The organism is Micromonospora sp. RL09-050-HVF-A (assembly GCF_019374995.1).
Taxonomy (GTDB): Bacteria; Actinomycetota; Actinomycetes; order Mycobacteriales; family Micromonosporaceae; genus Micromonospora; species Micromonospora antibiotica.
This window is the reverse complement of sequence record NZ_JAGKQP010000002.1, coordinates 524,159-545,997: the sequence shown is the minus strand read 5'-3', so window position 1 is coordinate 545,997 and position 21,839 is coordinate 524,159. Positions and strand designations below refer to the sequence as shown.

Here is a 21,839-nt window from a genome sequence, read left to right as displayed (position 1 = left end):
CCTGCGGGTGACGACGGCCGAGGCGGCCCGCGCGGGGCGCGGCTACTCCCCTGCGGGCAGTTGCTCCTTGGCCTCGTCGTAGCCGGCCGGGGCGGGCGTCTCGACCGGCGCGTAGACCACCCGGATCACCCCGGTCGGGAACACTTCCGTCGTCGTCACCCGCAGGTGGTAGGGCGCGTCACCGTCGTCGAACAGTCTGCGGCCCTTCCGCGCCGCCACCGGGTGCACCAGCAGCCGCAGCTCGTCGACCAGTCCGGCGGCGAGCAGCTGCTGCACGACGGAGATCGACCCGGGGATGAGGACGCCACCGATGGTGGTGTCGTTCCTGAGTGCGGCGACGACCTTGAGGAGATCGCCGTCGAGCAGCTCGGAGTTGCGCCAGGGGAACTCCCGGGACTGCCGCGAGACGACCACCTTGCGCAGGTCACCGAGCTGCTTGGCGAACGGCGCGTCGTCGCCGCCCGCCGTCTCGCGGCCGGGCCACGCCCCGGCGAAGCTGTCGTAGGTCTCCCGGCCGAGGAGGAGCACGTCGGCGGCGTCGTAGTCCTCGCTGACGGCCCGACCCATGTTGTCGTCGAAGTACGGGAAGTGCCAGTCGGGGTCGATCTCGGCCACGCCGTCGGCCGAGATGAAAAGCGTGGAGATGACCTTTGCCATCGGAAAGGTCCCTTCGAGTCGGATGGATCACTTGCTGGACCGTCACAGCATCCCAAAGTCGCCGGCCGGGCACCCGCCCATGGGCCACCCGCACCGCGTGTCGCTCCGTGGGCTGCCCGTCCTACCCACGCAGCGTGAAACGGTAGCGGCGGGTGGGACCGAGCCGGGTCTCCCCGACGCCTCGAAGACGCCGCCGCATCGAAGCCGTCCTCGTGCCACCCCGGCCCCCACTCCGCGTGTGCTTCCCGCCAGGCGTCGTGCAGCTGGACGGCGGGTGCGATCAGCTCGGGCACCCGACGACGGTACCCGCGATCCGGCGGCTCGACCGGACGGGTGGGCCGGCGTCACGGATTCTCGCCGGGCCGTCACCGGTGGTGCCGGAAAACACCGTGGGGTGGGACTGAAACCGGGCGACGGTGTGGAGCGTCCTGAAGGGTGAGTCGGGCGGGACGTCGGCACCGGGCCGGTGCGACGACGGACCTGCCGACCACGTCCCCAGGTGAAGGAGCGGACAATGGCGATGAGACGATGGCTCGCGGGTGCCGGGTTGCTGGCGCTGACCGGGGCGCTGGCGGCCTGTGCGGTGGACACCCGGCCCGGGGCCGACGGTGGGCAGGCGGCCCCGGCGCAACGGGACACCACGGCCGTGGCGGACAGCGTACCGGTGGGGTTGTCGGCCACGCCGCCGACGGCGACCAGGGCCCCACGCGGGTTCACCGGCACCCGGCAGTACACGATCGTCCGGGTCGGCGCGTTCGAGAGCGGCCTGTCGCTGACCGACTCCGGGCGGCTGGCCGAGGTCGACGACGACCAGGGCCGGCAGCTGTTCGTGCCGACCCCGCTGGGTGGGCAGAAGTACCTCGTCAAGTCGTACTCCCGGGCCAGTGCCGGCCCGCTCTGCTGGCGGGTGCATAATCCCGGCAACAGCAAACCGTTGGAGGTTCGGGCCGCCACGTGCAACGCCGATGATCCCCGCCAGCAGTTCGAGATCTTCGCCGCGACCGGCACCACGCCGTCCTACCTGATCAGCAACGCCGGGGCGTTCCTGCGGGACTCCGCACGCTCCGGCCTCATCCTCGAGGAGCTGGGTGACGCCCCGCCGACGAGCAGCTTCCGGTTCAACGACAACGGACCGGCGCCCGCCAACCGCTGACGGCAGGCCGGTCGGATCGGACTGGACCGACGTCCCGTCCGATCCGACCGGGCCCGCGCGGGGCGGGGCGGCCCCCGGGCCGGGCGCTGCGGGTGCAGAGGCGACCGGTCAGGTGGAGAGCGTGATCGATGCGTGACGCCGAGGAGTTCGACGCCTTCTACGCCTCGTCGGCGCAACGGGTGCTGGGGCAGGTGTACGCGATGCTCGGCAGCCGTACCGAGGCCGAGGACGCGGTGGCCGAGGCGTACGCCCGGGCCTGGAGCCGGTGGGCGACGGTGCGGGAGTGCGACAGCCCGGAGGCGTGGGTACGCAAGGTCGCCTACCGGGTGGCGGTGAGCGCGTGGCGCAAGGCGGTGAACCGGGTCACGGCGCACCGGCGGGAGGCGACCGGACAGCAGGTGGAACCGGTCTCCGTCGACCACGTGGTGCTGGTCGACGCGTTACGGCACATCCCCTCCGAGCAGCGCCGGGCCATCGTGCTGCATCATCTGGTCGGCCTCAGCGTGGCCGAGATCGCCGCGGAGACCCGGGCGAATCCGAACACCGTCAAGACCCGGTTGGCCCGGGGCCGCCAGGCCCTGGCCAGGTACCTGAGCGATGACGGACATCAGACGACGGCCGGGAGGAGCCATGGGGCCTGACGACAGGCTCGACGAGGCCCTGCGCGGGCTGGCCCGACAGGCCGGGCAGACCGGTCGGCTCGCCACCGTCGCCGAGGTCCGTCGACGCGGTGACAGCCGGCGTCGGCGTCGGCACGTCGCGACCGCCGCGCTGGGCATCGCCCTGCTGGGGGCGGTGGGTGCCGGTGCCACCGTGGTGCACCTCGCCGGCACTGGGCGCACCACCCTGCCCGCCGGCCCGAGCGGTACGACGTCGGGCCCGACACCGGGGGCCACCCCGTCCACCGGGCCGACCCCGGACACCTCGACCACCGGGGATCCGACGTCCGGGTCGCCCCGGGCCACCCCCAGGGGCACGCCCAGCGGGTCGAAGAGTTCGGCGTCCACCGACCCGCTACGGCTCGGACAGCGCCGCTACGTCGTCCTGCGGTCCGCCGCGATGGAGTCCGTGGTGTCCCTGCTCGACGACGGCAGTCTCGGCGAGGTCGACGGCGACGAGGGGCGCAGCCTGTTCGTGTTCGTGCCCCAGGGGTCCGGCACCTATCTGGTCCGTACCGCCGAACCGGACGCTGACGGTAACCGGGACTGCTGGCAGGTCCGGTCGGCGGGTTCCGACCCGCTCACCGTCGTCGCGGCGGCCTGCTCGCCGGACGAGCCGAGGCAACTGTTCTCGATCGTGGTGCACAGCTCGGAGGGGGGCCAGCGGACCTACGCCCTCAGCAACAACTCCGCCTATCTCCAGTACTCCGACCAGCGCGGGTTGATCCTGGAGGAGCTCGGCGACGCTCCCCTGGAAACGGTGTTCCGGTTCGTGGACAACGGGCCCGCGCCCAAGTGACGACGGTCCGGGGCGCGGCGGCGTCCCGGCCACTCACCTGTCCCGGCCGCTCACCGTCGGGGCAGTGTGGCAAGCCAGCGGTCCAGCTCGGTCGGGGAGCGGAACAGCAGCACCGGTGGTCCCGACGGGTCGGCCTGCCAGGCCCGCATCCGCCGCCGGGCACGACCGAACGCGCTGACGTGCCACACCAGGATCGAGTCCCGGGACAGCACACTGCCCAGTGACTCGCGGTTACCGTTGCAGATCTCCTCCCCCGTGGCCAGCCGGCGGAGGGTACGCCGCAGCAGCCGCCCGAACGAACGCCAGCGGGGGTAGTCCAGGGCGACGACCAGGTCGGCGCGGTCCAGGGGCACGTCCCGCCACCCGTGGTAGGCCCCGTCGAGGATCCACCGGTCGCCCCGGCAGACCTCAATGATCCGGCTGCGCTGCTCGGCGACCGGCACCTCGACCCAGCCGGGTTGCCACAGCAGGTCGTCGACCGGGTGCCACGGCAACCGCAGCCGGTCGGCCAGCACCGCCGCGAGGGTCGACTTTCCCGCGCCGTACACCCCGTAGACCAGGATCCGGGACGGTGCGCTCATCCGGGCAGCCTACGCAGCGGGTGCGGGGGCCGCTCGTCGTCTCCGGGTGGGGTTCGGCCCGGCGGGCACGCCGACGTCACGGCGACCCGACGCGCCGCCGGTACCGGTACGGCGACCGTCGATGCCTCTTGTCGGAATCTCCCGCCGTCCATTAGTTTGTTTAACATCCAGACCAACTAGCTTTACCCCAACCTGCGAACCCACTACCTAGCCCTTCTCGAAGGGGGACCGATGACACCCCAGCAACCCGGCTCGACAGGCTCGCGCCGACACTTCCTCGGCCTGGTCGGCCTCGGCACGGCAGCCATCGCCGGCGGCCCGCTGCTCGCCGGGTGCTCCGAGAAGCCGGCCGGCTCCGGTGCCGCGCAGAACCTGGACGCGTACGCCAACCTGCTGCCGACGCAGAAGGACCTCGCCCAGAGCATCAAGCCCGACATCATCGGCACCCGGCCGGTGCCCGACGGCTACACGAAGTACCCGACCTCGCTGGTCGACGCGATCACCGAGCGGCCCGGCACCAGCGGCAAGGAGATCACCGCGATGACCCCGGCCTGGGGCCCGGCCCCACCTGGGGTCGCCCAGAACGCCTACCTCCAGGCGGTCAACGCCGAGCTGGGCACGCCGGTGAACTTCACCATCCAGGACGGCAACACCTACGCCGACAAGCTCAACGCGATGCTCGGCGCGCGGGACGTCCCGGAGCTGCTCTGCGTGCCGGGTTGGGAGGTGCAGAAGATCCCGCGCTTCTCCGAGGCGATCAAGGTGCTCTTCGAGGACCTCACCGACTACCTCAAGGGCGACGCGGCCAACGCGTACCCGATGCTGGCCTCGTTCCCCACCGGCGCCTGGCGCAACTCGCTGTGGAACGAGCGGCTGATGGCCGTGCCCAACCCGACCGACGGGCCGTTCCCCTGGGCGTTGTTCACCCGCAAGGACCTGCTCGACGCGCGCGGGCTGGCGGTGCCGGCGTCACTCGACGACCTGCTCACCGTGGCCAGGCAGGTCACCGACCCGGCCAAGAAGGTGTGGGCGTTCGACAACGTCTTCGAGATGATCCAGATGTACCACAAGGTGCCGGCCTCCAAGCAGGGCTGGCGGCTGAAGGCCGACGGGACCCCGGAGTTCAAGTACGAGACCCCGGAGTACCGGCAGGCCGTCGAGGTGATGGCCAAGATCTACAAGGACGGTCTGGTCCACCCCGAGATCGTCGCCAGCAAGGGCGCGGACAACGTCCAACTGTTCGCCAAGAACGGCGCGATCGTCTTCTCCCGCAACGGGGTGGGCTTCTGGCAGGGCGCCCAGGCCGAGCACCAGAAGGTCAACCCCAAGCTGAACATCCAGCCGGTGCCGGTCTTCTCGGCCACCGGCGGTGACCCGCTGGTCTGGGGTGACGACGAGCCGATCTCCTTCACCTTCGTCAAGAAGGGACTCGGCAAGGAACGGGTCGAGGAGCTGCTGCGGATCATGAACTGGTGCTCCGCGCCGCTGGGCTCGCAGGAGGCGCAGCTGCGCGACTACGGGTTGGCGGGCAAGCACCACAACAGCACCCCGAACGGGCCGGTCAAGACCGACCTGGCGTTCAAGGAGATCGCCAACCAGTACTTCTTCATCAGCGGGCGCAACCCCACCATCGGCCCGTACCCGGAGACCCCGAACTACGTTCCGGACCTCCTGAACTACTCCAACGCCATGGTGAAGTTCCTGGAGAAGGACCCCTGGGACGGGGTGAAGCTGGAGATGCCGGCCGCGTACAAGGCCAACCAGGTGCCCACCGAGGACAAGTTCACCGACCTCCTGCGCGGCCGCCGGCCGCTCTCCGACGTCGACGCCATCGTGCAGGAGTGGAAGGCCAACGGGGGCGAGGAAGCGCGGGAACTGCTCGCCAAGTCCCTGCCCAAGGCCGGGCGATGACCACTCGCGACACCACCGTCGCGGCCGGGTCCGACCGGACCCGGCCCGACGGGCCCACCGGGACGCCACGCGGGCGCCGTCTCGCCCGCCGTCGCCGGGTGCCGCTGCGCACCCGGCTCGCCCGGGACTGGCAGCTGCTGGTCATGGTGACGCCCGGCTTCCTCGTCCTGCTGGTCTTCAGCTACCTGCCGATCCTGGGCAACATCATCGCCTTCCAGGACTACAACCCCTACCTGGGCGACAACCCGTTGCAGGCGTTCGCGCGCAGCAACTGGATCGGGTTCGGCCAGTTCCAACTGCTCTTCGAGGACTCGGCCTTCTGGGAAGCGCTGCGCAACACCCTGGCGATCACCGCGTTCCAGCTGGTCTTCTTCTTCCCGCTGCCGATCTTCCTGGCGATCATGCTGCACAACCTGCTCTCCAGCCGGTGGCGCGGCTTCGTGCAGACCGTCGTCTATCTGCCGCACTTCTTCAGCTGGGTGCTGGTGGTCAGCTTCTTCGTCGCCATGCTCGGCGGCGCCGGCCTGCTCGCACAGACCATGCGCGACGCCGGCATGCAGCCGTGGAACGTGATGACCAACCCGGACACCTTCATCATCCTGGTCACCGCCGAGGCGGTCTGGAAGGACGTCGGCTGGGGGACCATCGTCTTCCTCGCCGCGCTGTCCACCATCGACACCAGCCTCTACGAGGCGGCGGCGGCCGACGGCGCCGGCCGGTGGCGCCGGCTGTGGCACATCACCCTGCCCGGCCTGCGCCCGGTGATCGTGCTGCTGCTCATCCTGCGGCTGGGCGACGCGCTCTCGGTCGGGTTCGAACAGTTCCTGCTGCAACGTGACGCGGTGGGCCGGCAGGCCGCCGAGGTGCTCGACACCTTCGTCTACCACTTCTCCATCGCCACCGGCAACTACGGCTACGGCGCGGCGGCCGGGCTGTTCAAGGCCGCGATCGGGCTGGGCCTGATCCTGGCCGCCAACCGGGTCGCCCACCTGCTCGGCGAACGAGGGATCTATTCGAAATGACCGAGACCGTCGCACTGCGGGCCCGCTCCGGGCGCGACCGCCGGCCGGTGTGGGAGGAGCCACCGACCCGGATCGGCCAGGGGTTCAAGGCCGCCTTCCTGGGTCTGCTCGTGCTCAGTGTGCTCTTCCCGCTCTGGGTGATCCTGGTGACCAGCCTGTCCTCCCGGGAGACCCTCGCCGAGGCCGGCGGCATCGTCGTCATCCCCCGGGGCATCGACACCGCGGCCTACGAGACGATCTTCGCCGGTGGGGCGGTCACCCGGGCGCTGTGGATCAGCACGCTGGTCACCGTCATCGGCAGCGCGCTGGCGTTGACCGTGACCGTCCTCGCCGCGTACGGGTTGTCCCAGCCGCGTTCGGTGGGCTACCGCTGGCTGCTGATCTACTTCCTGGTCCCGTTCCTGGTGTACCCGCCGTTGGTGCCGAAATACCTGGTGGTGACCGGGCTGGGCCTCAAGGACACCATCTGGGCGCTGATCCTGCCGCCGGCGATCAGCGTGTTCAACCTGGTGGTGGTGCGCGGCTTCTTCCAGGCCATCCCGCAGGAACTGCTGGACAGCGCCCGGGTCGACGGGGCGAGCCACTTCCGTACCCTGGTGCGGATCGTGCTGCCGCTGTCCCGGGCGGTCATCGCCGTGGTGGGGCTGTTCTACGCGGTGAGCTACTGGAACGTCTGGTTCGACGCGCTGCTGTTCATCGACCGCAACGACATGTACCCGATCCAGCGGGTGTTGCAGAGCTACCTGCTGGCCGGCCAGGCCCCGCACACCTCCGGCGGCAGCACCGGCGTGTCCATGCCACCGACCGAGGCGATCAAGATGGCGGTGGTCGTGCTCACCGTCGCCCCGATCGTCGCGGTCTATCCGTTCATCCAGCGGCATTTCATCAAGGGTGTGCTGATCGGCGCCGTCAAGGGCTGACCGCTGCGGCGGGACCGGGTCGACGGCCACACCGGCCCGCGTGCGACAGTGGCTGGTTGTGAGCACACTTGCCGTACGCGGGCTGACCCGCCGGTTCGGCGCGCTGGTCGTCCTCGACGACGTGCGCTTCCAGCTCGACGCGGGGCAGGTCGCCGTCGTCGTCGGGCCCAACGGCTCCGGCAAGACCACCCTGCTGCGCTGCGTCGTCGGGGCGGACCGCCCCGACGAGGGTGAGGTCCTGCTCGACGGCCGGCGCTGCGACGAGACCGACCCCCGGGTCCGCGCGGCGGTCGCCGCCGCCCTCGACGACATCGACTTCTTTCCCGACCTGTCCGTCGTCGAACACCTCGAACTGCTCGCCTACGCTCACGGCGGCACCGCCGACCCGGTCGAGGAGGTGCTCACCGAGCTGGGTCTCGAACCGGCCCGCGACCAGCTTCCGGCGACGCTGTCCAGCGGCCAGCGCCGCCGCCTCGCCCTCGCCTCCTGCTTCGTGCGCCCGCGCCGGTTGCTCGTCCTCGACGAACCGGAGCAGCGCCTCGACGTCCGGGGCCGGGCCTGGCTGGCGCAGCGGCTGCTGCGGGAGAAGGCAGCCGGCACGGCGGTGCTGATGGCGTCGCACGACACCGAACTGATCGACGCGGTCGCCGACCGGCGGATCGAGATCGGCGGCTGAGGTGACGTCGACCAGGACCTCCCCACCACCGGTGGTCGGGCCCACGCCCCGGCAACTGCGGGCCGGGCTGCGACGGGCCCGCCGCCGCCACCATCCCGGCTCGCTCGGCGAGGTGCTCACCGACGCCTACGTCGTGGTCCTGTTCGTCGCCCTGTACGGCTGGTTCGCGGTCGCCGCGATCCGCGACCACCTGGCGGCCCCGCAGGTGACCCGGACCGACCCGGGCGACAGGTACTGGATCGCCGTCGCCGCGGTGACGGCGGGGGCCGGGCTCGCCTGGTGGGGCCTGCGGCTGACCGGGCCGCTGCTGGTCACCCCGGCCGCGCAGACCTGGTTGGTCAGCTCACCGGTGGACCGCCGGGCGTGGCTGCTCCCCCGGTTCGGTGGCCTGGTCGGCGGCGGCACCGTCGGTGTCGGGCTGCTGGCGGTGGCAGCCGCGTACGCCGGTGGCCTCGACCGCCCCGTCGACCTGGGCTGGGCGGCGTTGGCCGGCCTCACCTGCGGGGCCACCGCGACCGGGTGGGCCGTCGTCGCCCAGAGCGTCCGCCCCACACCCCGCTGGGCGGGACGGCTCGGCGTCGGTCTGTCCGCCGCCGGGGCGACGATCGCGGTGCTGGTGGTGCTCGGGCACGCCGCCGGGTGGTCCCTCCCGCTGCCGCCGGTGCCGCTCACCGCCGGCGTCGGCCTGGTGCTGCTGCCGGTCGCGGTGGCGTCCACCGTCCGTGCGCACCGGCGGCTCGCCCGGGTGGACCGGGCGGCGCTGACCACGGGCGCGCAGTTCGCCAACGCCGCCACCACCGCCGCCGTGCTGCTGGATCCGTCGCTGCTCGCCGCGCTGGTGGAGAGCCGCCGGTGGCGCGGGATCGGCCTGGTGCGCGGGCGGCCCTTCCGTGCCGGTGGTCGGTTGCGGGTGCTGCTCCAGGCGGAGGTACGCCGGTTGTCGCGCCGCCGGGGTGCCCTCGTCGGCTGGGTCGGGGCGCTGCTGACCATGTACGCCGTCGCGGTGGCGCTGCCGTCGATCGCGGGTCCCGCGCACCTGGTGCTGGCGTACCTGGCGACGGGCGGGCTCACCGGCGGGCTCCGCGCGGTCAGTCGCGCACCGGGCCTGCGGCGGTCCCTCGGCGGCAACGACGCCCTGTTGCGGCTGACGCATCTCGTCGTGCCGGGCGTCGGCGCCACCCTCTGGTATCTGGCCACCCTGCCCGCCCTGCGGCCGGTGCCCGTCCCGCTCGACGCGGTGCTGCTGCTCGGGGTCGTGGCGGCGGCCTTCTGGGCCGGCACCCGCCCACCCATGCGGTACGGCGGGGCGGTGGTGAACACGCCGTTCGCGATGGTGCCCGTGGACCTGGTCCGTCAGGTGCTGCGCGGCCCGGACCTGGTCGCCGTGCTGGTGGTCGTCCAACTGCTCGCGGGGTGACGGTGGCGGCCTGGCGCTCAGCGGGCCGGCAGGCAGACCTTCCCGGTGAACGCCGGGTCGGGTTGCCGGTTACCCGCCCAGGCCGGGTTCGCCGCGATCGGCAGCGGCGGCGCCTGCCAGGCGGCGGCGAAGCTCTGCATCAGCGGGTACTCGGCCCGGGTGTGGGCGATCGGCTTGCCGGTCAGGAAGTCGATCAGCCGGTCCTGGAGCAGCCTGCGGTCCAGCAGGCCACCGTGCACGCCGGGGATCTGGTAGACCGGAATCCGGCTGTACTCCCCCGGTGGCGCTTCGGTGGCCGTCGCGGTGGGCAGGAAGGCGACCATCCGGACCCCGGGCACGGGACACATCAACTGGTTGCGGTAGAACGGCGCGTCGTCGAGCAACGACCGGATGAACGGCTCGTCGGGGCCGCCGCCGACGTCGGCGAGCCCGAAGATGGCCCGCAGTTGCCAGCCGGTGACCACCCCCCAGCCCTCGTCGTGGTGCGGGGGCGGGTAGTAGGCCCGGCCGGCATAGATCAACGGGCTGAACATGACGAGGATGTCGACCGTCGCGTCGTGCCGCCGGGCCAGATAGGTGCGGGCCACCATCGCCCCCTCGCTCTCCCCGATCAGCGCCACCCGCCGTCCGGTGCGCCGGTGCAGCAGCTCCACCTGCCGGGCGAGCAGCGCCACGCTGTCCGCCATCGACCGGGTGGTGTCCGCCGACCGGTACGCGAGCGGCTTCCCGTCGGAGTCGAGCCCCCGGTAGGAGAAGCGCTGCACCCGGGGGTCGGACGGCTGCTCACCGCCGTAGTCCGAGCCGTAGCCGGTGAGCACGATCACCGCGTGGGTGACCGCGGCGGGCAGCGGTCGTTCCAGCACCGCCGTCCTGATCCACTGCTCGTTTCCCGGGACCAGCTCGGTCACCGGCGGGATGACCAGCGGCACGGCGACGGCCAGCAGCGCCGCCAGCGGGGTCACCGGCACCCGGGCCCACCGCACCCGTGAGGGCAGCAGCGCCGCCCGTACGGTCCGGTTCCACAGCACCCCGTTGAGCGCCCCCGCCGCCCCGGCCACGGGCACCGTCCACCAGCCGGGCACCACCCAGCACAGCGCGCCGGCCACGGTGAGCACCACGAAGTTCAGCAGTGACCAGCCGACCAGCGAGATCGACGGCAGCCCCCGCCACCAGTGCTCCACCACGGCCACCCGTTGCAGGAACGGCGCGAGCAGGAACATCGGCAGCAGCGACGCCAGCAGCACCCAGGACAGGGCGACCACCGACGCCGCCACCGAGATCGCCGCCCAGGGCGCGACGAACCCGCCGACCAGCACGCCGAGCACGACGTTGCGGCGCAGCAGCCAGCCCAGTGGCGGCCGGGGCACCCCGGCCGGCCAGGCCAGCAGCACCAGGCCGGTGGTGAACAGGCCCCGGGCGACCAGCACGTAGGTCAGCCAGAGCGCGAACTCCCACCACGACCGGTGGTAGACGTAGAGCCACCGCAGGTCGTGGTAGGTGTCGTACGGCCACAGGGCGGTGAGCTGCGGGGGGATACCCTGGGCGGCCCGGAATCCGAGGGCGACCAGCACGGTGGCCTCGATCATCGGCACCAGGCTGGTCACCAGCAGCAGCCCGACGAACCTTCGGTTCAAGACCACCCCGTTCCGCCGCACCGTGCGCGATAGCGTCCCTCGCAGGCTCCACCGGAACGACGGCCGGCGTCGGCGAATCCGGCACATTGCCCCGGTTCGACCGACGCCGGGGTGTCGGCGACGACGCGACCGTGTCGCCCGGACGGGCCGGGTGGCACGGCGGACGGCGGCCGGTCCGGGGTGCCCCGGACCGGCCCCGTCGTGGATCACTGGACCAGGCAGACTCCCCCGTTGAACTGGAACGCGGCCGGGCGTGGGTTGCTCGCGCCGGAGGTGCCCTGGACGCCGAAGCTGACCGTGCCGCTCTGCGGCACGCTGCCGTTCCAGGCGGCGTTACGCGCGGTGACCGCGGACCCGGACTGGGTGACCTGTGCGTTCCAGGCGTTGGTGATCCGCTGGTCGGCGGCGAAGGACCAGGTCAACGTCCAACTGGTGACCGGGAAACCCAGGTTGGTGATGGACACCTCGGCGGTGAACCCGCCGTTCCACTCGTTGGGCTGCCAGACGACCCGGCAGGAGACGGGCGGCGGGGTGCCCGGCGTCGTGGGCGGAGGCGTCGTCGTGGGCGGGGGTGTGGTCGGCGGAGGCGTGGTGGGCGGAGGCGTCGTCGGGGGCGGGGTGGTGGGTGGCTGGCTGGTGGGGGCGGGGTGGTGTCCTTCGGCGGGAAGCGCAGGATGCGGTCGTCGGTCGACGCCGGGGTGCCACGCCCGTCCCGGTTGCTGGTGGTGACCCAGAGCCAGCCGTCCGGCCCGTACTCCACGGTACGCAGGCGACCGTACGCGCCGGTCAGCTCGGCGGCCGGGGTGCCGACCCCGCCGGTGCCGGTGAGCGGCACGGTCCACAGCCGGGTGCCGCGCAGGGCGGCGACGAAGAGCCGGTTGCCGGCGACCGCCGCGCCACTCGGGGACGCCTCGGCGGTCGTCCAGACCAGCAGCGGGTCCCGGAACCGTGGGTCGTTGGCCCGCCCCTCGACCGTGGGCCAGCCGTAGTTGCCGCCGGCCACGATGAGGTTGACCTCGTCCCAGGTGTTCTGCCCGAACTCGGCGGCGTAGAGCCGCCCCTGAGCGTCCCAGGTCAGGCCCTGCACGTTGCGGTGCCCGAGGCTGTAGACCAGGGAGCCGGCCGTCGGGTTGTCCGACGGCGCGGACCCGTCCGGACGCATCCGGAGGATCTTGCCGTTGCGGCTCTGCGGGTTCTGCGCGTTGGCCGTCTGCCCCGCGTCACCGACCCCGGCGTAGAGCATCCCGTCCGGGCCGAAGGCGATCCGCCCGCCGTTGTGGATGGTGGAGCGGGCCAGTCCGGTGAGGACCGGCTCCTGGTTCTGCGGGGCGCTGAGCCGGAACCGGACGATCCGGTTGTCGGTGGTGGTGGTGAGGTAGACGTAGACGTAGCCGTCCTGGGCGTACCCCGGGGAGACCGCGAGGCCGAGCAGGCCGCCCTCGCCGCTGGCGTTCACGCCGGAGATCTGGGCCACCTGTTCCGGGGCCTGACCGGGTCGGACCCGTACCACCTGGCCGGAGTTGCGCAGCGCGGTCAGGGCGCTGCCGTCGGGCAGGAAGTCCATCCCCCAGGGCACCGTCAGGCCGGTGGCGACCACCTGGGGGCGGGTGAAGTCGAAGTCGCCGACGGCCAGGGTCGCGGCGGCCGGGCCGGGTCGGCCGGCGCGGCCCCGGCGAGCGTGGCGGTGCCGACGCCGGTGGCCGCCAGCCCCGCCGCGACCGCTGCCGCCACCATCGAACGGACTCTCACGTCGGGCACCTCCAGAGCAGTAGTGACTTGCGTCAATATAGCCCGACCTCGGTGAAAGCCGCAGCGGTGGACGAAACCGACGCTCGTCGACGACCCTGCCGCTGGCCCCCGGGTCCGGCGGGCGAGCCTGTCGGGGTCGGCGGTTAGCATCCGCCGGTGACCCTCACCCCTGACGATCTGACCGGCTACGTCGAGCGGGACCTCGACGCCGATCTCGCCCGGTGGTTCGCCGACCGGCCGCCCGTCACCGTTCCCGCCGGGACCCGCCCGGTGACGTCGCTGCTCGACCGTCTCCCCTCCCCGGCCGCCACGGCGCTGGCGGCCTTCGACCACCGCGTCCGGTCCGGGCGGATGCCCCAGTTCCTCGACATCTACGACTGGTCCTACGGGTTCGACTTCGCCGGCAACGACTGCCAACTCCTCGACGCCGACTACCAACCGACGCTCGCCGACGACGACGTCTACTCCGTCGGTGCCGACGGCGGCGGCAACCTGCACGTGGTCCTCGCCGACGGGCAGGTCGGCCTCTGGTTCCACGAGGAGGAGGTCGTCGAGGGCGGCACCCGCTTCGACACCCTCGACGTCTTCCTCTGGTCGGTCGTGCGCTACCACGCGGTGCGGGCGGGCCGGCTGGAGCGGGCCGCCGTCGAGGCCGACTTCCGGTCGCTGGGCCAGGACGGCGTCCTGCATCCGGAGGTCGGGCTGCTCAGCACGATGACCTGACGCGACACCCCGACCCGGACACCCCCAAATCCGTGGTCCCCGTCCGGGCCGGGGTGAGCGCACCGTCGTGTCTATCGGGCCCGGCCGGTGTCGCCGGACTGGGCCCACTCCTTGGCCAGCAGCTGGTAGGACCGCACCCGGTCGGCGTGGTCGTGGGTGATCGTAGTGATGAGCAGTTCGTCGGCGTCGGTGACGTCCCGCAGGGTGCGCAACCGGGCGGCGACCGTCTCCGGCGCGCCGACGAACCGGGTGTCCACCCGGTCGGCGACGAGCTGCCGGTCGGCGTCGCGCCACGGCAGCGTGGCGGCCTGCTCGGGGCTCGGGTACGGGATCGCGCCGTCGCCGCCACGGATGCTGCGCACCCAGTGCCCGTACGGGCTGCCCAGCCGACGCGCCTCGGCGTCGGTGTCGGCGACCAGCACGTCGGCCGAGACCACCAGGTAGGGCTCGGCCAGCGCCGCCGACGGCCGGAACGCGGCCCGGTACGCCTCGGCCGCGTCGAGCACCGTCGCGGGGCTGACGTGGTAGTTGGCGGCGAAGGGCAGGCCCCACGCCCCGGCCAGCCGAGCGCTCTCCCCACCGCTGCTGCCCAACAGCCACACCTGCAGATCCGCCCCCTCCCCCGGCACGGCGTGCGCGTCGAGGCCGTCGGCGTCCCGGTAGTCGCCTCGCAGCAACGCGAGGATGTCGTCGAGCTGTCCGGCGAACGCGGGTGGTTGCGCACCGGCCTGGTGCAGCAGCGCGGTGGCGAGGGCGTACCGGGGTGCGCCGACGAGGTGGGCGTAGGAGAACGGGGCGGGGATCAGCAGCCCGTCGACCACCCGGGCCCCGGTCGGTGGCGGGACGGGTTCCCGGGTGGCGTCGGCGCGGGGCGGTCCGGACCGGCCGATGCCGAGGTCGATGCGGCCCGGGTGCAGGGCGGCGAGGGTGCCGAACTCCTCCACCACCGACAGGGCGGTACGGTGCCCCACCAGCAGCGCGCCGGAGCCGACCCGCAGCACGCTGGTGGCCGCGGCGACCTGCCCGATGAGCACGGTCGGGGCGGAGCTGGCCACCCCGGCGGCCAGATGGTGCTCGGCCAGCCAGTAGCGGCGGTAGCCGAACTGCTCGACCCGGCGGGCCAGGTCCACGGTGTGCCGCAGGGCGTCGGTGACGGTGCCGCCGGCAGGCACCGGCGACAGGTCGAGCACGGACAGCGCGGTCGATGACATGGGGGTCCCGTTTCTGGTCAGCGCGACGCGACGGCGGTCGCCGGCGGGCGGAAGGGGCGGCTGGGGATCTCCCGACGCAGCACCGGCGCCACCTCGGCCTGGAACAGCTCCAGGCTCTGCCGGTGGGCCTTGTCGGTCAGCCCGTCGGGGTCGGCCTGGAGGTGGATCACCTCGTGCCCGAGCTGCTCGTGGTGGCGCAGCACCTTGTCGACGATCTGCTGCGGGCTGCCCACCAGCAGGGAGCTGCGGGCGACGGCGTCGGCGATGGTGGGGAAGACCGGCTCCACGCCGAGCCGGCGGAACGCAGCGAGCCGGGCGTCGAAGATCGGCCGGTACGTCTCGACCGCCTCCTGCGAGGTGCGGGCGGCGTAGAACCCGGCGGTGCCGGCCCCGACGAGGGCGTCCGCCGGATCGTGGCCGTGGTGCACCCACCGCTGCCGGTAGTACCGGACCAGCTCGGCGTACGGCTCGACCGGGTTGGTGACGTTGGCGGAGAAGATCGGGTCGCCGTGGCGGGCGGCCAGGTCGACCGATTCCCGGCTGGTGGCGCTGCCGTGCCAGACCCGGATCGCCGGTTGCAGCGGACGGGGCCAGGTCTCGGCCTCGGTCAGCGCCGGGCGGTACCGGCCCGACCAGGTGACCCGGTCCTCCCGCCAGAGCCGGCGGAACAGCTCGTAGCTCTCCCGGTTGCGGTCCCACTGGTCCTCGGCGGTGACGTGGAACAGCTGGGCCTGGGCGGCGCCGTTGCCCTTGCCGATGATCAGCTCCAGCCGACCGTCGGAGAGGTGGTCGAGGGTGGCGTAGTCCTCGTAGGCGCGGACCGGGTCGAGCAGGCTCAGCGTGGTGACGGCGGTGAAGAGCCGGATGGTGCTGGTCCGCGCCGCGATGTGGCTGAGCACCACCGGCGGCGAGGAGGAGATGAAGGGGCGTTCGTGCCGTTCGCCGACGCCGTAGCCGTCGAAGCCCAGTTCCTCGGCCAGCACGGCGGTGTCGACCACCTCCCGGAACCGTTCGGTGGTGCTGCGGCGTCGCCCGGTGACGGGGTCGGGCAGGTGGGTGATCAGGGTGATCAGCAGGAACTTCATGCCGGGACCGGGGCCTTCCGGGGAGGGATGGGGTGGACCACCAGGGCGTAGCAACGGGAGTAGGGCAACGCGTCGTACGGCGGGAAGACCGGGACCGGTCGGTAGCCGGCCCGAAGGTAGCGGCGGACCGCGTCGGGCTGCCGGTCGCCGGTCTGGAGCACGATCCGGCCGGCACCGAACCGCCCGGCCGCCTCCCGGGCGGCGTCCAGGAGTTGGTCGGCGATGCCCCGCCCCCGGTGGGCGGGCGCCACGTACATCCGTTTCAGTTCCAGGTCGGGGCCGCACCAGCGCAGCGCGGCGTGCCCGACCGGGGTGGCGTCGGCGGTGTACGCCACCCCGGTCCAGGCCACCGAGCCCGGCAGGAGCACCCGTGCCGGGGGCAGGTGGATCGGGTCGTGCGGACGGTCGGCGTAGCGCTGGCGCAGCTCCCCGGTCATCGCCGCGCGCAGCGCCACGGCGTCCGGGTCGTCCCAGCGCAGCCGGCAGACGGTAACCGGCGTCGACGCCACCGGGCCGGTCACGCCGCGCCGACCCGGGTGGCCGGTCGGGCCGGCCGCAGGCCGAGATGCCCACGCAGGGTGGTGGACGTGTACTCGGTACGGAACACGCCGCGTTCCTGGAGCAGCGGGACGACCCGGTCGACGAACTCGTCGAGCCCGCCCGGGGTCAGGTGCGGCACCAGGATGAACCCGTCGGCGGCGTCGGACTGCACGAAGTGGTTCATCCGCTCGGCGACCCGCTGCGGGGTGCCGATGAAGGACTGCCGGCCGGTGACCTCGATGATCAGGTCGCGGATGCCGAGTCCCTTCTCCTCGGCCAGCGCCCGCCACTGCCGGGCGGTGCCGACCGGGTCCGGGTACATGCCGGCCCGGCCCCGGCTGATCGCGTCGCCGTCCACGTCGGGGTCCTCGGCCGGCAGCGGGCCGTGCGGGTCGTACCCGGACAGGTCCCGGTTCCACAGCTGTTCCAGCAGCAGGATCGCGGTCTGCGGGCTGACCTGCTGGCGGCGGATGTGGTGGGCGCGTTCCTGGGCCTCGGCGTCGGTGTCGCCGAGCACGAAGGTCACCCCCGGGATGATCTTCAGGTCGTCGGGGGTGCGGCCGTACCGGGCCAGTCGGGCCTTCACGTCCCGGTAGAACTCCCGACCGTCCTCCAGGGTGCCGTGCCGGGAGAAGATCGCGTCGGCGCTGGATGCGGCGAACTCCCGGCCCTCGGGCGAGTCGCCGGCCTGGAGGATCACCGGGTGCAGTTGCGGGCTGCGCGGCACGGTGAAGTGCCCGGCGATGTCGAACTGGTCGCCGTGGTGGACGAAGGCCCCCGGGTCGGCCGCGCGGACGTACCGGCCGGCGGCACGGTCGCCGACGATCGCGTCCGCCGGCCACGACTCCCACAACCGCCGGGCGACCCGGACGAACTCGGCGGCCCGTTCGTAGCGCAGCGACCGGTCGAGGTAGCCGCCCCGGCGGAAGTTCTCCCCGGTGAACGCGTCGGAGGTGGTGACCACGTTCCAGGCGGCCCGCCCGGCGCAGAGGTGGTCCAGGGTGGCCAACTGCCGGGCCAGCTCGTACGGCTCCCGGAAGGTGGTGTTCAGGGTGCCGGCCAGCCCCAGGTGGGTGGTGACGGCGGCGAGCGCGGCCAGCACGGTGAGGGTGTCCGGCCGGCCCACCACGTCCAGGTCGTGGATCCGGCCGCGCTGTTCGCGCAGCCGCAACCCCTCGGCCAGGAAGAAGAAGTCGAACCGGCCCCGTTCGGCGGTGCGGGCCAGATGGACGAAGGAGGCGAAGTCGATGTGGCTGCCGGAGGCCGGGTCGCTCCACACGGTGGTGTTGTTCACGCCGGGAAAGTGCGCGGCGAGGATGATCTGCTTGGGCACGGGGTCGTCTCCTGGGATCAGCGGGGGCCCGCGACGGCGTACCGGTTGGCCGGCCGGGGCAGGCCGAGCAGGTCGCGCAGCGTTCCGCCGGGGTAGCGGGCACGGAACAGGCCCCGGTCCCGCAGCGCGGGCACCAGCGCCCGGGTGATCGTGGTGAGGTCGTCGGGCAGCACGGCGGGCCGCAGCCGGAATCCCTGCACCCCGGCCCGCCGCCAGTCGGCGAGCAGGTCGGCGAGCTGTCCGGGGCTGCCGGTGAAGCTCGCCGCGTCCGAGGAGAACTCCGCGCCGTGCCACTCGTCCAGCCGGGTCCGCCGACGCCGGGCCAGCTGCGGGGTGTCGTCGAGCAGCACCTCCAGGTCGGCGAGGATCCGCAGGGGTGGGCCGGACCGGCCGACGGTCTCCTCCGTCGCCCGGACCTCGGTGACGACGGCCTCGGCGTGTGCGGCGTCGGTGGGGGTGACGAAGACGACGTCGGCGTGCCGGGCGGCGAACGCGTACGGCACCGTCGAGTGGGCCAGCACGGCGACCACCGGCTGCCCCTGCGGCGGCCGGGGCACGATCGACGGTCCTCTGACGGACAACCACCGGCCGGTGAAGTCGGTGTGGTGCAGCCGGTCCCGGTCGATGAACCGGCCGGTCGGGGCGTCCCGGATCTCCGCGTCGTCCTGCCAGCTGTCCCAGAGCCGCCGGACCACCTCGACGGCCTCGGCGGCCTCGGCGAACAGGTCACCGACGAGGCGTACGGTCCGTGGGTCGTCGGACCGGGTCGGGTCCAGCGGGGGCAGGTCACGCCGGCCGAAGTGCGCGGCCTCGCTGTGGCGGGCGGAGACCCGGGGCCGCCAGCCGGCCCGCCCGCCGCTGACGTGGTCGAGGGTGGCCACCGCGGTGGAGACGTGGAACGGCTCGGTGTGGGTGACGCTGGTGGTCGGGATCAGCCCGATGTGCCGGGTCGACGGGGCGATCCGGGCGGCGACCAGCAGCGCGTCGAGGCGACCCCGGACCTGGTCGGTCCGACCGTCCGGCCCGTCGGGCAGCGACGACTGCAGGTCCAGCGAGTCCTCGATGGTGACCAGGTCCAGGGCGGCCTGTTCGGCCTGTCCGACCAGGGCGGACCACCAGCGGGGGAACAGCGGCCCGGCCGGGTCGGCGTGGGACAGCCGCCAGGCGGCGGGGTGCCAGCCGAGACCGTCGAGGGCCACGGCCAGGTGCAGGGTGGGATCGGGCATGGGTTCCTCCTACGGTCAGCCGGCGGTGACGAGCGTGGGCAACGCGTCGAGCAGGGACCGGGTGTAGTCGTGCCGGGGGTAGCTGAAGACGTCACCGACCGGGCCCTGCTCGACCACCACACCGTCGTGCAGGACCAGCACCCGGTCGGCGAGGTGGTGCACCACGCCGAGGTCGTGGGAGATGAACAGCAGGGCGGTGCCGTCGGCGGCGCGCAACTCGGCCAGCAGGTCGAGGACCTGGGCCTGGATCGAGACGTCGAGGGCGGAGACCGGCTCGTCGCAGATGATCAGGCTGGGTCGGGGGGCGATGGCCCGGGCGATGGCGACGCGCTGCCGTTGCCCGCCGGACAGCGACCGGGGGTGCCGGTGGAGCAGGTCCGGGCCGAGGCCGACCCGGTGCAGCAGGGCGAGCACCCGGTCGGTCCGGTCCGGACCCGGGTCGAGGTTCTCGGCGACCACCCGGCCGACGGTGTAGCGGGGGTCGAAGGAGCCCAGCGGGTCCTGGGAGATCAGCTGTAACCGGCGGCGCAGCGGACGGCGGGCCCGCTCCGGCACCCCGGACCACCGGGCCGACTCGAAGGTGACGGCGCCGGCGTCGGCGGTGAGCAGTCCGGCGGCCAGCCGGGCGATCGTGCTCTTGCCGGAGCCCGATTCGCCCACCAGCCCCAGCGTCTCGCCCCGGGCCACGCTGAACGAGACGTCCCGCACGACGGTGTGCGGGCCGTACCGCCGGGTCAGGCCGACCGCGTCGAGCACGGTGTCGTCGGGACGGACGACGGGCCGCGCCGGCAGCGGGGTGCGCCGCAGCACCGGCACGGCGCAGTCGTCGCGGACCCGGGCCGGTTCGCCGAGTCGACGTCCCCGCGACGAGGCCGACGGCACCGCCGCGAGCAACTGCCGGGTGTACGGGTGCTGCGGGGCCCGCAGCAGCCGGCCGGTCGGTCCGTGCTCGACGATCCGGCCGTCCCGCATCACGAGGACCCGGTCGGCCACCTGGGCGACCACCGCCAGATCGTGACTGATCAGCAGCAGGCCGACGCCGGTGTCCCGCCGTTCGGCGAGCAGCCGCAGGATCTGCGCCTGCACGGTGACGTCGAGCGCGGTGGTCGGCTCATCGGCGATGAGCAGGGCGGGTTCCCCGGCGATCGCCGAGGCGATCAGCGCCCGCTGCCGCAGCCCGCCGGAGAGCTGGTGCGGGTACTGCCGGGCCCGCCGTCCGGGTTCGGGCACGTGCACCTGGTCGAGCAGGTGGATGGCCCGGCCGACGCGTTCCCGCCGACCGACGATGTCGTGCGCGGCGAGCACCTCGCCGATCTCCGCGCCGACCGTGCGCAGCGGGTCGAGGGAGACCAGCGCGTCCTGTGTCACCAGCCCGGCGAGCCGGCCCCGCACCCGCCGCCAGTCCCGTGGTCGGTAGCCCCGCACGTCCCGGCCGGCGAGGTCGAGCCGGGCGGCGCGGACCCGGGCGCCGGCACCGGCTAGGCCGACCAGGGTACGGGCGGTGACGCTCTTGCCCGAGCCGGACTCTCCCACGACGGCGACACACTCGCCGGCCCCGACGGTGAAGCCGATGCCCCGGACCGCCTCCACCGGGCCGGTCGGGGTGTCGAAGGTGACGTGCAGGTCCTCGACGGCGAGCAGCGCGGCCATCAGGGTCGCCGCCCGTCGAAGCGGGCCTGCCAGTGCCGGCCGACGACGGTCAACGCCACCACCGTCGCGGTGACCGCCGCACCGGGCAGCACCGTCATCCACCAGGCCACCTGGAGGTAGTTGCGCCCCTCGGAGAGCATCGCGCCCCACTCGGGTGACGGCGGTTGCGGGCCGAGGCCGAGGAAGCTGAGGCCGGCGGCGGCCAGGATCGCCTCGCCGAGCCCGATCACGGCGAGCACCGGGACCGGGCCGAGCACGTTGGGCAGCACGTGCCGCAGCACCAGACGTGGCCGGGACAGGCCGAAGCTGACCGCCTCTTCGACGTAGCCGGCCCGACGGACCAGCAGGGTCTGTGCACGTACCACCCGGGCGTGGTGCGGGAGGGTGGCGATGCCGATGGCGACGATCAGGCTGGCCGTACCGGGGCCGGCGACCGTGATCAGCAGCAGCGCCAGCAGCAGCAGCGGGAACGCCGACAGCGCGTCGAAGCTGCGGCTGAGCGTCTCGTCGGCGAACCGGTGGGCCAGCCCGGCGAGCAGTCCGAGCAGGACCCCGCCGGTGACCGCGATCGCGGTCGCGGCGAGCCCGATGGTCAGCGAGTGCCCCGCGCCGTGCACCACCCGGGTCCAGACGTCCCGGCCGAGGTGGTCGGTGCCGAGCCAGTGCGCCGCGTCCGGGGCGGCCAGCGCGGCGCGCGGGTCGGCGGCGATCGGGTCGCCGGGGCCAGCAGCGCCGGCACGGCCGCCGCGACGACCAGCAGGCCCAGGTACGCCCCGGCGACGAGCAGTCCCGGTCGGGGTCGGCCCCGGCGTCGGCGTACCGGTGCGGGTGGGTGGGCGGCGAGGGTGGCCGCCTTCTCGGCGGTGGGCGTGGTGCCCAGGGTGACGGTCATC

Annotated in this window: 23 protein-coding genes; 9 read left to right on the top strand and 14 right to left on the bottom strand. The window is 73.2% G+C overall.

The features are described from left to right. Positions 1–42 precede the first annotated feature (42 nt). On the bottom strand, positions 43–657 hold the full coding sequence (locus tag J7462_RS02680) for a dihydrofolate reductase family protein (RefSeq protein WP_219461315.1): 615 nt from the start codon (positions 655–657) through the stop codon (positions 43–45). A gap of 514 nt (positions 658–1,171) precedes the next feature. Here J7462_RS02680 and J7462_RS02675 point away from each other — a divergent pair. The 3 genes from J7462_RS02675 (at position 1,172) to J7462_RS02665 (ending at position 3,268) form a co-directional block, all read left to right on the top strand. Beyond that, complete coding sequence (locus tag J7462_RS02675; RefSeq protein ID WP_219461313.1) at positions 1,172–1,810, top strand: hypothetical protein; 639 nt, start codon at positions 1,172–1,174, stop codon at positions 1,808–1,810. Positions 1,811–1,938: 128 nt separating this feature from the next. Further along, positions 1,939–2,451, top strand: coding sequence for an RNA polymerase sigma factor (locus J7462_RS02670; protein WP_208566224.1), 513 nt, complete (start codon positions 1,939–1,941; stop codon positions 2,449–2,451). Beyond that, positions 2,441–3,268, top strand: coding sequence for a hypothetical protein (locus tag J7462_RS02665; protein ID WP_219461309.1), 828 nt, complete (start codon positions 2,441–2,443; stop codon positions 3,266–3,268). The genes J7462_RS02670 and J7462_RS02665 overlap by 11 nt, the downstream gene beginning before the upstream one ends. Before the next feature lie 50 nt (positions 3,269–3,318). Here the strand turns inward: J7462_RS02665 and J7462_RS02660 are convergent, their stop codons facing one another. Then, entirely contained in the window at positions 3,319–3,849 is a 531-nt protein-coding gene (locus J7462_RS02660) for an adenylate kinase (RefSeq protein WP_219461306.1), read from the bottom strand. Positions 3,850–4,080: 231 nt separating this feature from the next. Here J7462_RS02660 and J7462_RS02655 point away from each other — a divergent pair, with 231 nt between their 5' ends. From J7462_RS02655 to J7462_RS02635, 5 genes are read left to right on the top strand one after another with little or no spacing between them, the layout of a single operon-like run. Then, positions 4,081–5,760 (top strand): extracellular solute-binding protein, encoded by a 1,680-nt coding sequence (locus tag J7462_RS02655; protein WP_219461303.1) that lies wholly within the window; start codon positions 4,081–4,083, stop codon positions 5,758–5,760. Beyond that, positions 5,757–6,782, top strand: coding sequence for a sugar ABC transporter permease (locus J7462_RS02650; protein WP_219461299.1), 1,026 nt, complete (start codon positions 5,757–5,759; stop codon positions 6,780–6,782). Before J7462_RS02655 ends, J7462_RS02650 begins: the two co-directional genes overlap by 4 nt. Then, on the top strand, positions 6,779–7,702 hold the full coding sequence (locus tag J7462_RS02645; protein ID WP_219461295.1) for a carbohydrate ABC transporter permease: 924 nt from the start codon (positions 6,779–6,781) through the stop codon (positions 7,700–7,702). The genes J7462_RS02650 and J7462_RS02645 overlap by 4 nt, the downstream gene beginning before the upstream one ends. Before the next feature lie 58 nt (positions 7,703–7,760). Beyond that, on the top strand, positions 7,761–8,378 hold the full coding sequence (ccmA, locus tag J7462_RS02640; protein ID WP_307799071.1) for a heme ABC exporter ATP-binding protein CcmA: 618 nt from the start codon (positions 7,761–7,763) through the stop codon (positions 8,376–8,378). A 1-nt stretch (position 8,379) separates the two neighbouring features. Continuing rightward, complete coding sequence (locus J7462_RS02635) at positions 8,380–9,795, top strand: DUF6297 family protein (RefSeq protein WP_219461292.1); 1,416 nt, start codon at positions 8,380–8,382, stop codon at positions 9,793–9,795. A gap of 17 nt (positions 9,796–9,812) precedes the next feature. On the opposite strand, the gene J7462_RS02630 is transcribed toward J7462_RS02635, so the two are convergent. The 4 genes from J7462_RS02630 to J7462_RS31725 all read right to left on the bottom strand — a co-directional run bounded on the left by J7462_RS02630 (position 9,813) and on the right by J7462_RS31725 (position 13,178). Then, positions 9,813–11,516: a hypothetical protein gene (locus tag J7462_RS02630; RefSeq protein WP_219461290.1), complete on the bottom strand. Its 1,704-nt coding sequence runs from the start codon at positions 11,514–11,516 to the stop codon at positions 9,813–9,815. A gap of 119 nt (positions 11,517–11,635) precedes the next feature. Further along, positions 11,636–11,893 carry a cellulose binding domain-containing protein gene (locus J7462_RS31730; protein ID WP_308290707.1) on the bottom strand — a complete coding sequence of 86 codons (258 nt, stop codon included), beginning with the start codon at positions 11,891–11,893 and terminating at the stop codon, positions 11,636–11,638. Then, positions 11,848–13,026, bottom strand: coding sequence for a PQQ-dependent sugar dehydrogenase (locus J7462_RS02625; protein WP_308290706.1), 1,179 nt, complete (start codon positions 13,024–13,026; stop codon positions 11,848–11,850). The genes J7462_RS31730 and J7462_RS02625 overlap by 46 nt, the downstream gene beginning before the upstream one ends. Continuing rightward, a complete protein-coding gene (locus tag J7462_RS31725) occupies positions 13,008–13,178 on the bottom strand; it encodes a hypothetical protein (RefSeq protein ID WP_255597554.1) in 171 nt (56 codons plus the stop codon). The genes J7462_RS02625 and J7462_RS31725 overlap by 19 nt, the downstream gene beginning before the upstream one ends. Before the next feature lie 156 nt (positions 13,179–13,334). Here J7462_RS31725 and J7462_RS02620 point away from each other — a divergent pair, with 156 nt between their 5' ends. Then, complete coding sequence (locus J7462_RS02620) at positions 13,335–13,901, top strand: hypothetical protein (RefSeq protein WP_219461287.1); 567 nt, start codon at positions 13,335–13,337, stop codon at positions 13,899–13,901. Positions 13,902–13,972: 71 nt separating this feature from the next. Here J7462_RS02620 and J7462_RS02615 read toward each other — a convergent pair whose 3' ends face one another. Genes J7462_RS02615 through J7462_RS31715 form a run of 8 tightly spaced genes read right to left on the bottom strand, consistent with a single transcriptional unit; the run spans position 13,973 to position 21,838 of the window. Continuing rightward, complete coding sequence (locus J7462_RS02615; protein ID WP_219461284.1) at positions 13,973–15,112, bottom strand: LLM class flavin-dependent oxidoreductase; 1,140 nt, start codon at positions 15,110–15,112, stop codon at positions 13,973–13,975. A 17-nt stretch (positions 15,113–15,129) separates the two neighbouring features. After that, positions 15,130–16,197, bottom strand: coding sequence for an LLM class flavin-dependent oxidoreductase (locus J7462_RS02610; RefSeq protein ID WP_219461281.1), 1,068 nt, complete (start codon positions 16,195–16,197; stop codon positions 15,130–15,132). After that, entirely contained in the window at positions 16,194–16,718 is a 525-nt protein-coding gene (locus J7462_RS02605) for a GNAT family N-acetyltransferase (RefSeq protein ID WP_219461277.1), read from the bottom strand. The genes J7462_RS02610 and J7462_RS02605 overlap by 4 nt, the downstream gene beginning before the upstream one ends. Continuing rightward, the gene (locus tag J7462_RS02600; RefSeq protein ID WP_219461274.1) at positions 16,715–18,070 is read right to left on the bottom strand and encodes an NtaA/DmoA family FMN-dependent monooxygenase; all 1,356 of its coding nucleotides are present in this window, start codon (positions 18,068–18,070) and stop codon (positions 16,715–16,717) included. The genes J7462_RS02605 and J7462_RS02600 overlap by 4 nt, the downstream gene beginning before the upstream one ends. Positions 18,071–18,087: 17 nt before the next feature. After that, entirely contained in the window at positions 18,088–19,296 is a 1,209-nt protein-coding gene (locus J7462_RS02595) for an LLM class flavin-dependent oxidoreductase (RefSeq protein WP_219461260.1), read from the bottom strand. A 15-nt stretch (positions 19,297–19,311) separates the two neighbouring features. After that, positions 19,312–20,946, bottom strand: a complete 1,635-nt coding sequence (locus J7462_RS02590; RefSeq protein WP_219461258.1) for an ABC transporter ATP-binding protein — start codon at positions 20,944–20,946, stop codon at positions 19,312–19,314. Then, on the bottom strand, positions 20,946–21,566 hold the full coding sequence (locus J7462_RS31720; RefSeq protein WP_308290705.1) for an ABC transporter permease: 621 nt from the start codon (positions 21,564–21,566) through the stop codon (positions 20,946–20,948). The genes J7462_RS02590 and J7462_RS31720 overlap by 1 nt, the downstream gene beginning before the upstream one ends. Beyond that, positions 21,539–21,838 carry a hypothetical protein gene (locus J7462_RS31715; protein WP_255597553.1) on the bottom strand — a complete coding sequence of 100 codons (300 nt, stop codon included), beginning with the start codon at positions 21,836–21,838 and terminating at the stop codon, positions 21,539–21,541. Before J7462_RS31715 ends, J7462_RS31720 begins: the two co-directional genes overlap by 28 nt. Position 21,839: the final 1 nt, after the last annotated feature.

What these genes read in the sequence shown, in the direction of transcription:
- J7462_RS31715 (WP_255597553.1), bottom strand. Translation starts at nt 21,838, where the DNA reads ATGACCGTCACCCTGGGCACCACGCCCACCGCCGAGAAGGCGGCCACC.
- J7462_RS02670 (WP_208566224.1), top strand. Translation starts at nt 1,939, where the DNA reads ATGCGTGACGCCGAGGAGTTCGACGCCTTCTACGCCTCGTCGGCGCAA.
- J7462_RS02590 (WP_219461258.1), bottom strand. Translation starts at nt 20,946, where the DNA reads ATGGCCGCGCTGCTCGCCGTCGAGGACCTGCACGTCACCTTCGACACC.
- J7462_RS02675 (WP_219461313.1), top strand. Translation starts at nt 1,172, where the DNA reads ATGGCGATGAGACGATGGCTCGCGGGTGCCGGGTTGCTGGCGCTGACC.
- J7462_RS02615 (WP_219461284.1), bottom strand. Translation starts at nt 15,112, where the DNA reads ATGTCATCGACCGCGCTGTCCGTGCTCGACCTGTCGCCGGTGCCTGCC.
- J7462_RS02655 (WP_219461303.1), top strand. Translation starts at nt 4,081, where the DNA reads ATGACACCCCAGCAACCCGGCTCGACAGGCTCGCGCCGACACTTCCTC.
- J7462_RS02680 (WP_219461315.1), bottom strand. Translation starts at nt 657, where the DNA reads ATGGCAAAGGTCATCTCCACGCTTTTCATCTCGGCCGACGGCGTGGCC.
- J7462_RS02630 (WP_219461290.1), bottom strand. Translation starts at nt 11,516, where the DNA reads ATGTGCCGGATTCGCCGACGCCGGCCGTCGTTCCGGTGGAGCCTGCGA.
- J7462_RS02645 (WP_219461295.1), top strand. Translation starts at nt 6,779, where the DNA reads ATGACCGAGACCGTCGCACTGCGGGCCCGCTCCGGGCGCGACCGCCGG.
- J7462_RS02650 (WP_219461299.1), top strand. Translation starts at nt 5,757, where the DNA reads ATGACCACTCGCGACACCACCGTCGCGGCCGGGTCCGACCGGACCCGG.
- J7462_RS02660 (WP_219461306.1), bottom strand. Translation starts at nt 3,849, where the DNA reads ATGAGCGCACCGTCCCGGATCCTGGTCTACGGGGTGTACGGCGCGGGA.
- J7462_RS02595 (WP_219461260.1), bottom strand. Translation starts at nt 19,296, where the DNA reads ATGCCCGATCCCACCCTGCACCTGGCCGTGGCCCTCGACGGTCTCGGC.
- J7462_RS02665 (WP_219461309.1), top strand. Translation starts at nt 2,441, where the DNA reads ATGGGGCCTGACGACAGGCTCGACGAGGCCCTGCGCGGGCTGGCCCGA.
- J7462_RS02610 (WP_219461281.1), bottom strand. Translation starts at nt 16,197, where the DNA reads ATGAAGTTCCTGCTGATCACCCTGATCACCCACCTGCCCGACCCCGTC.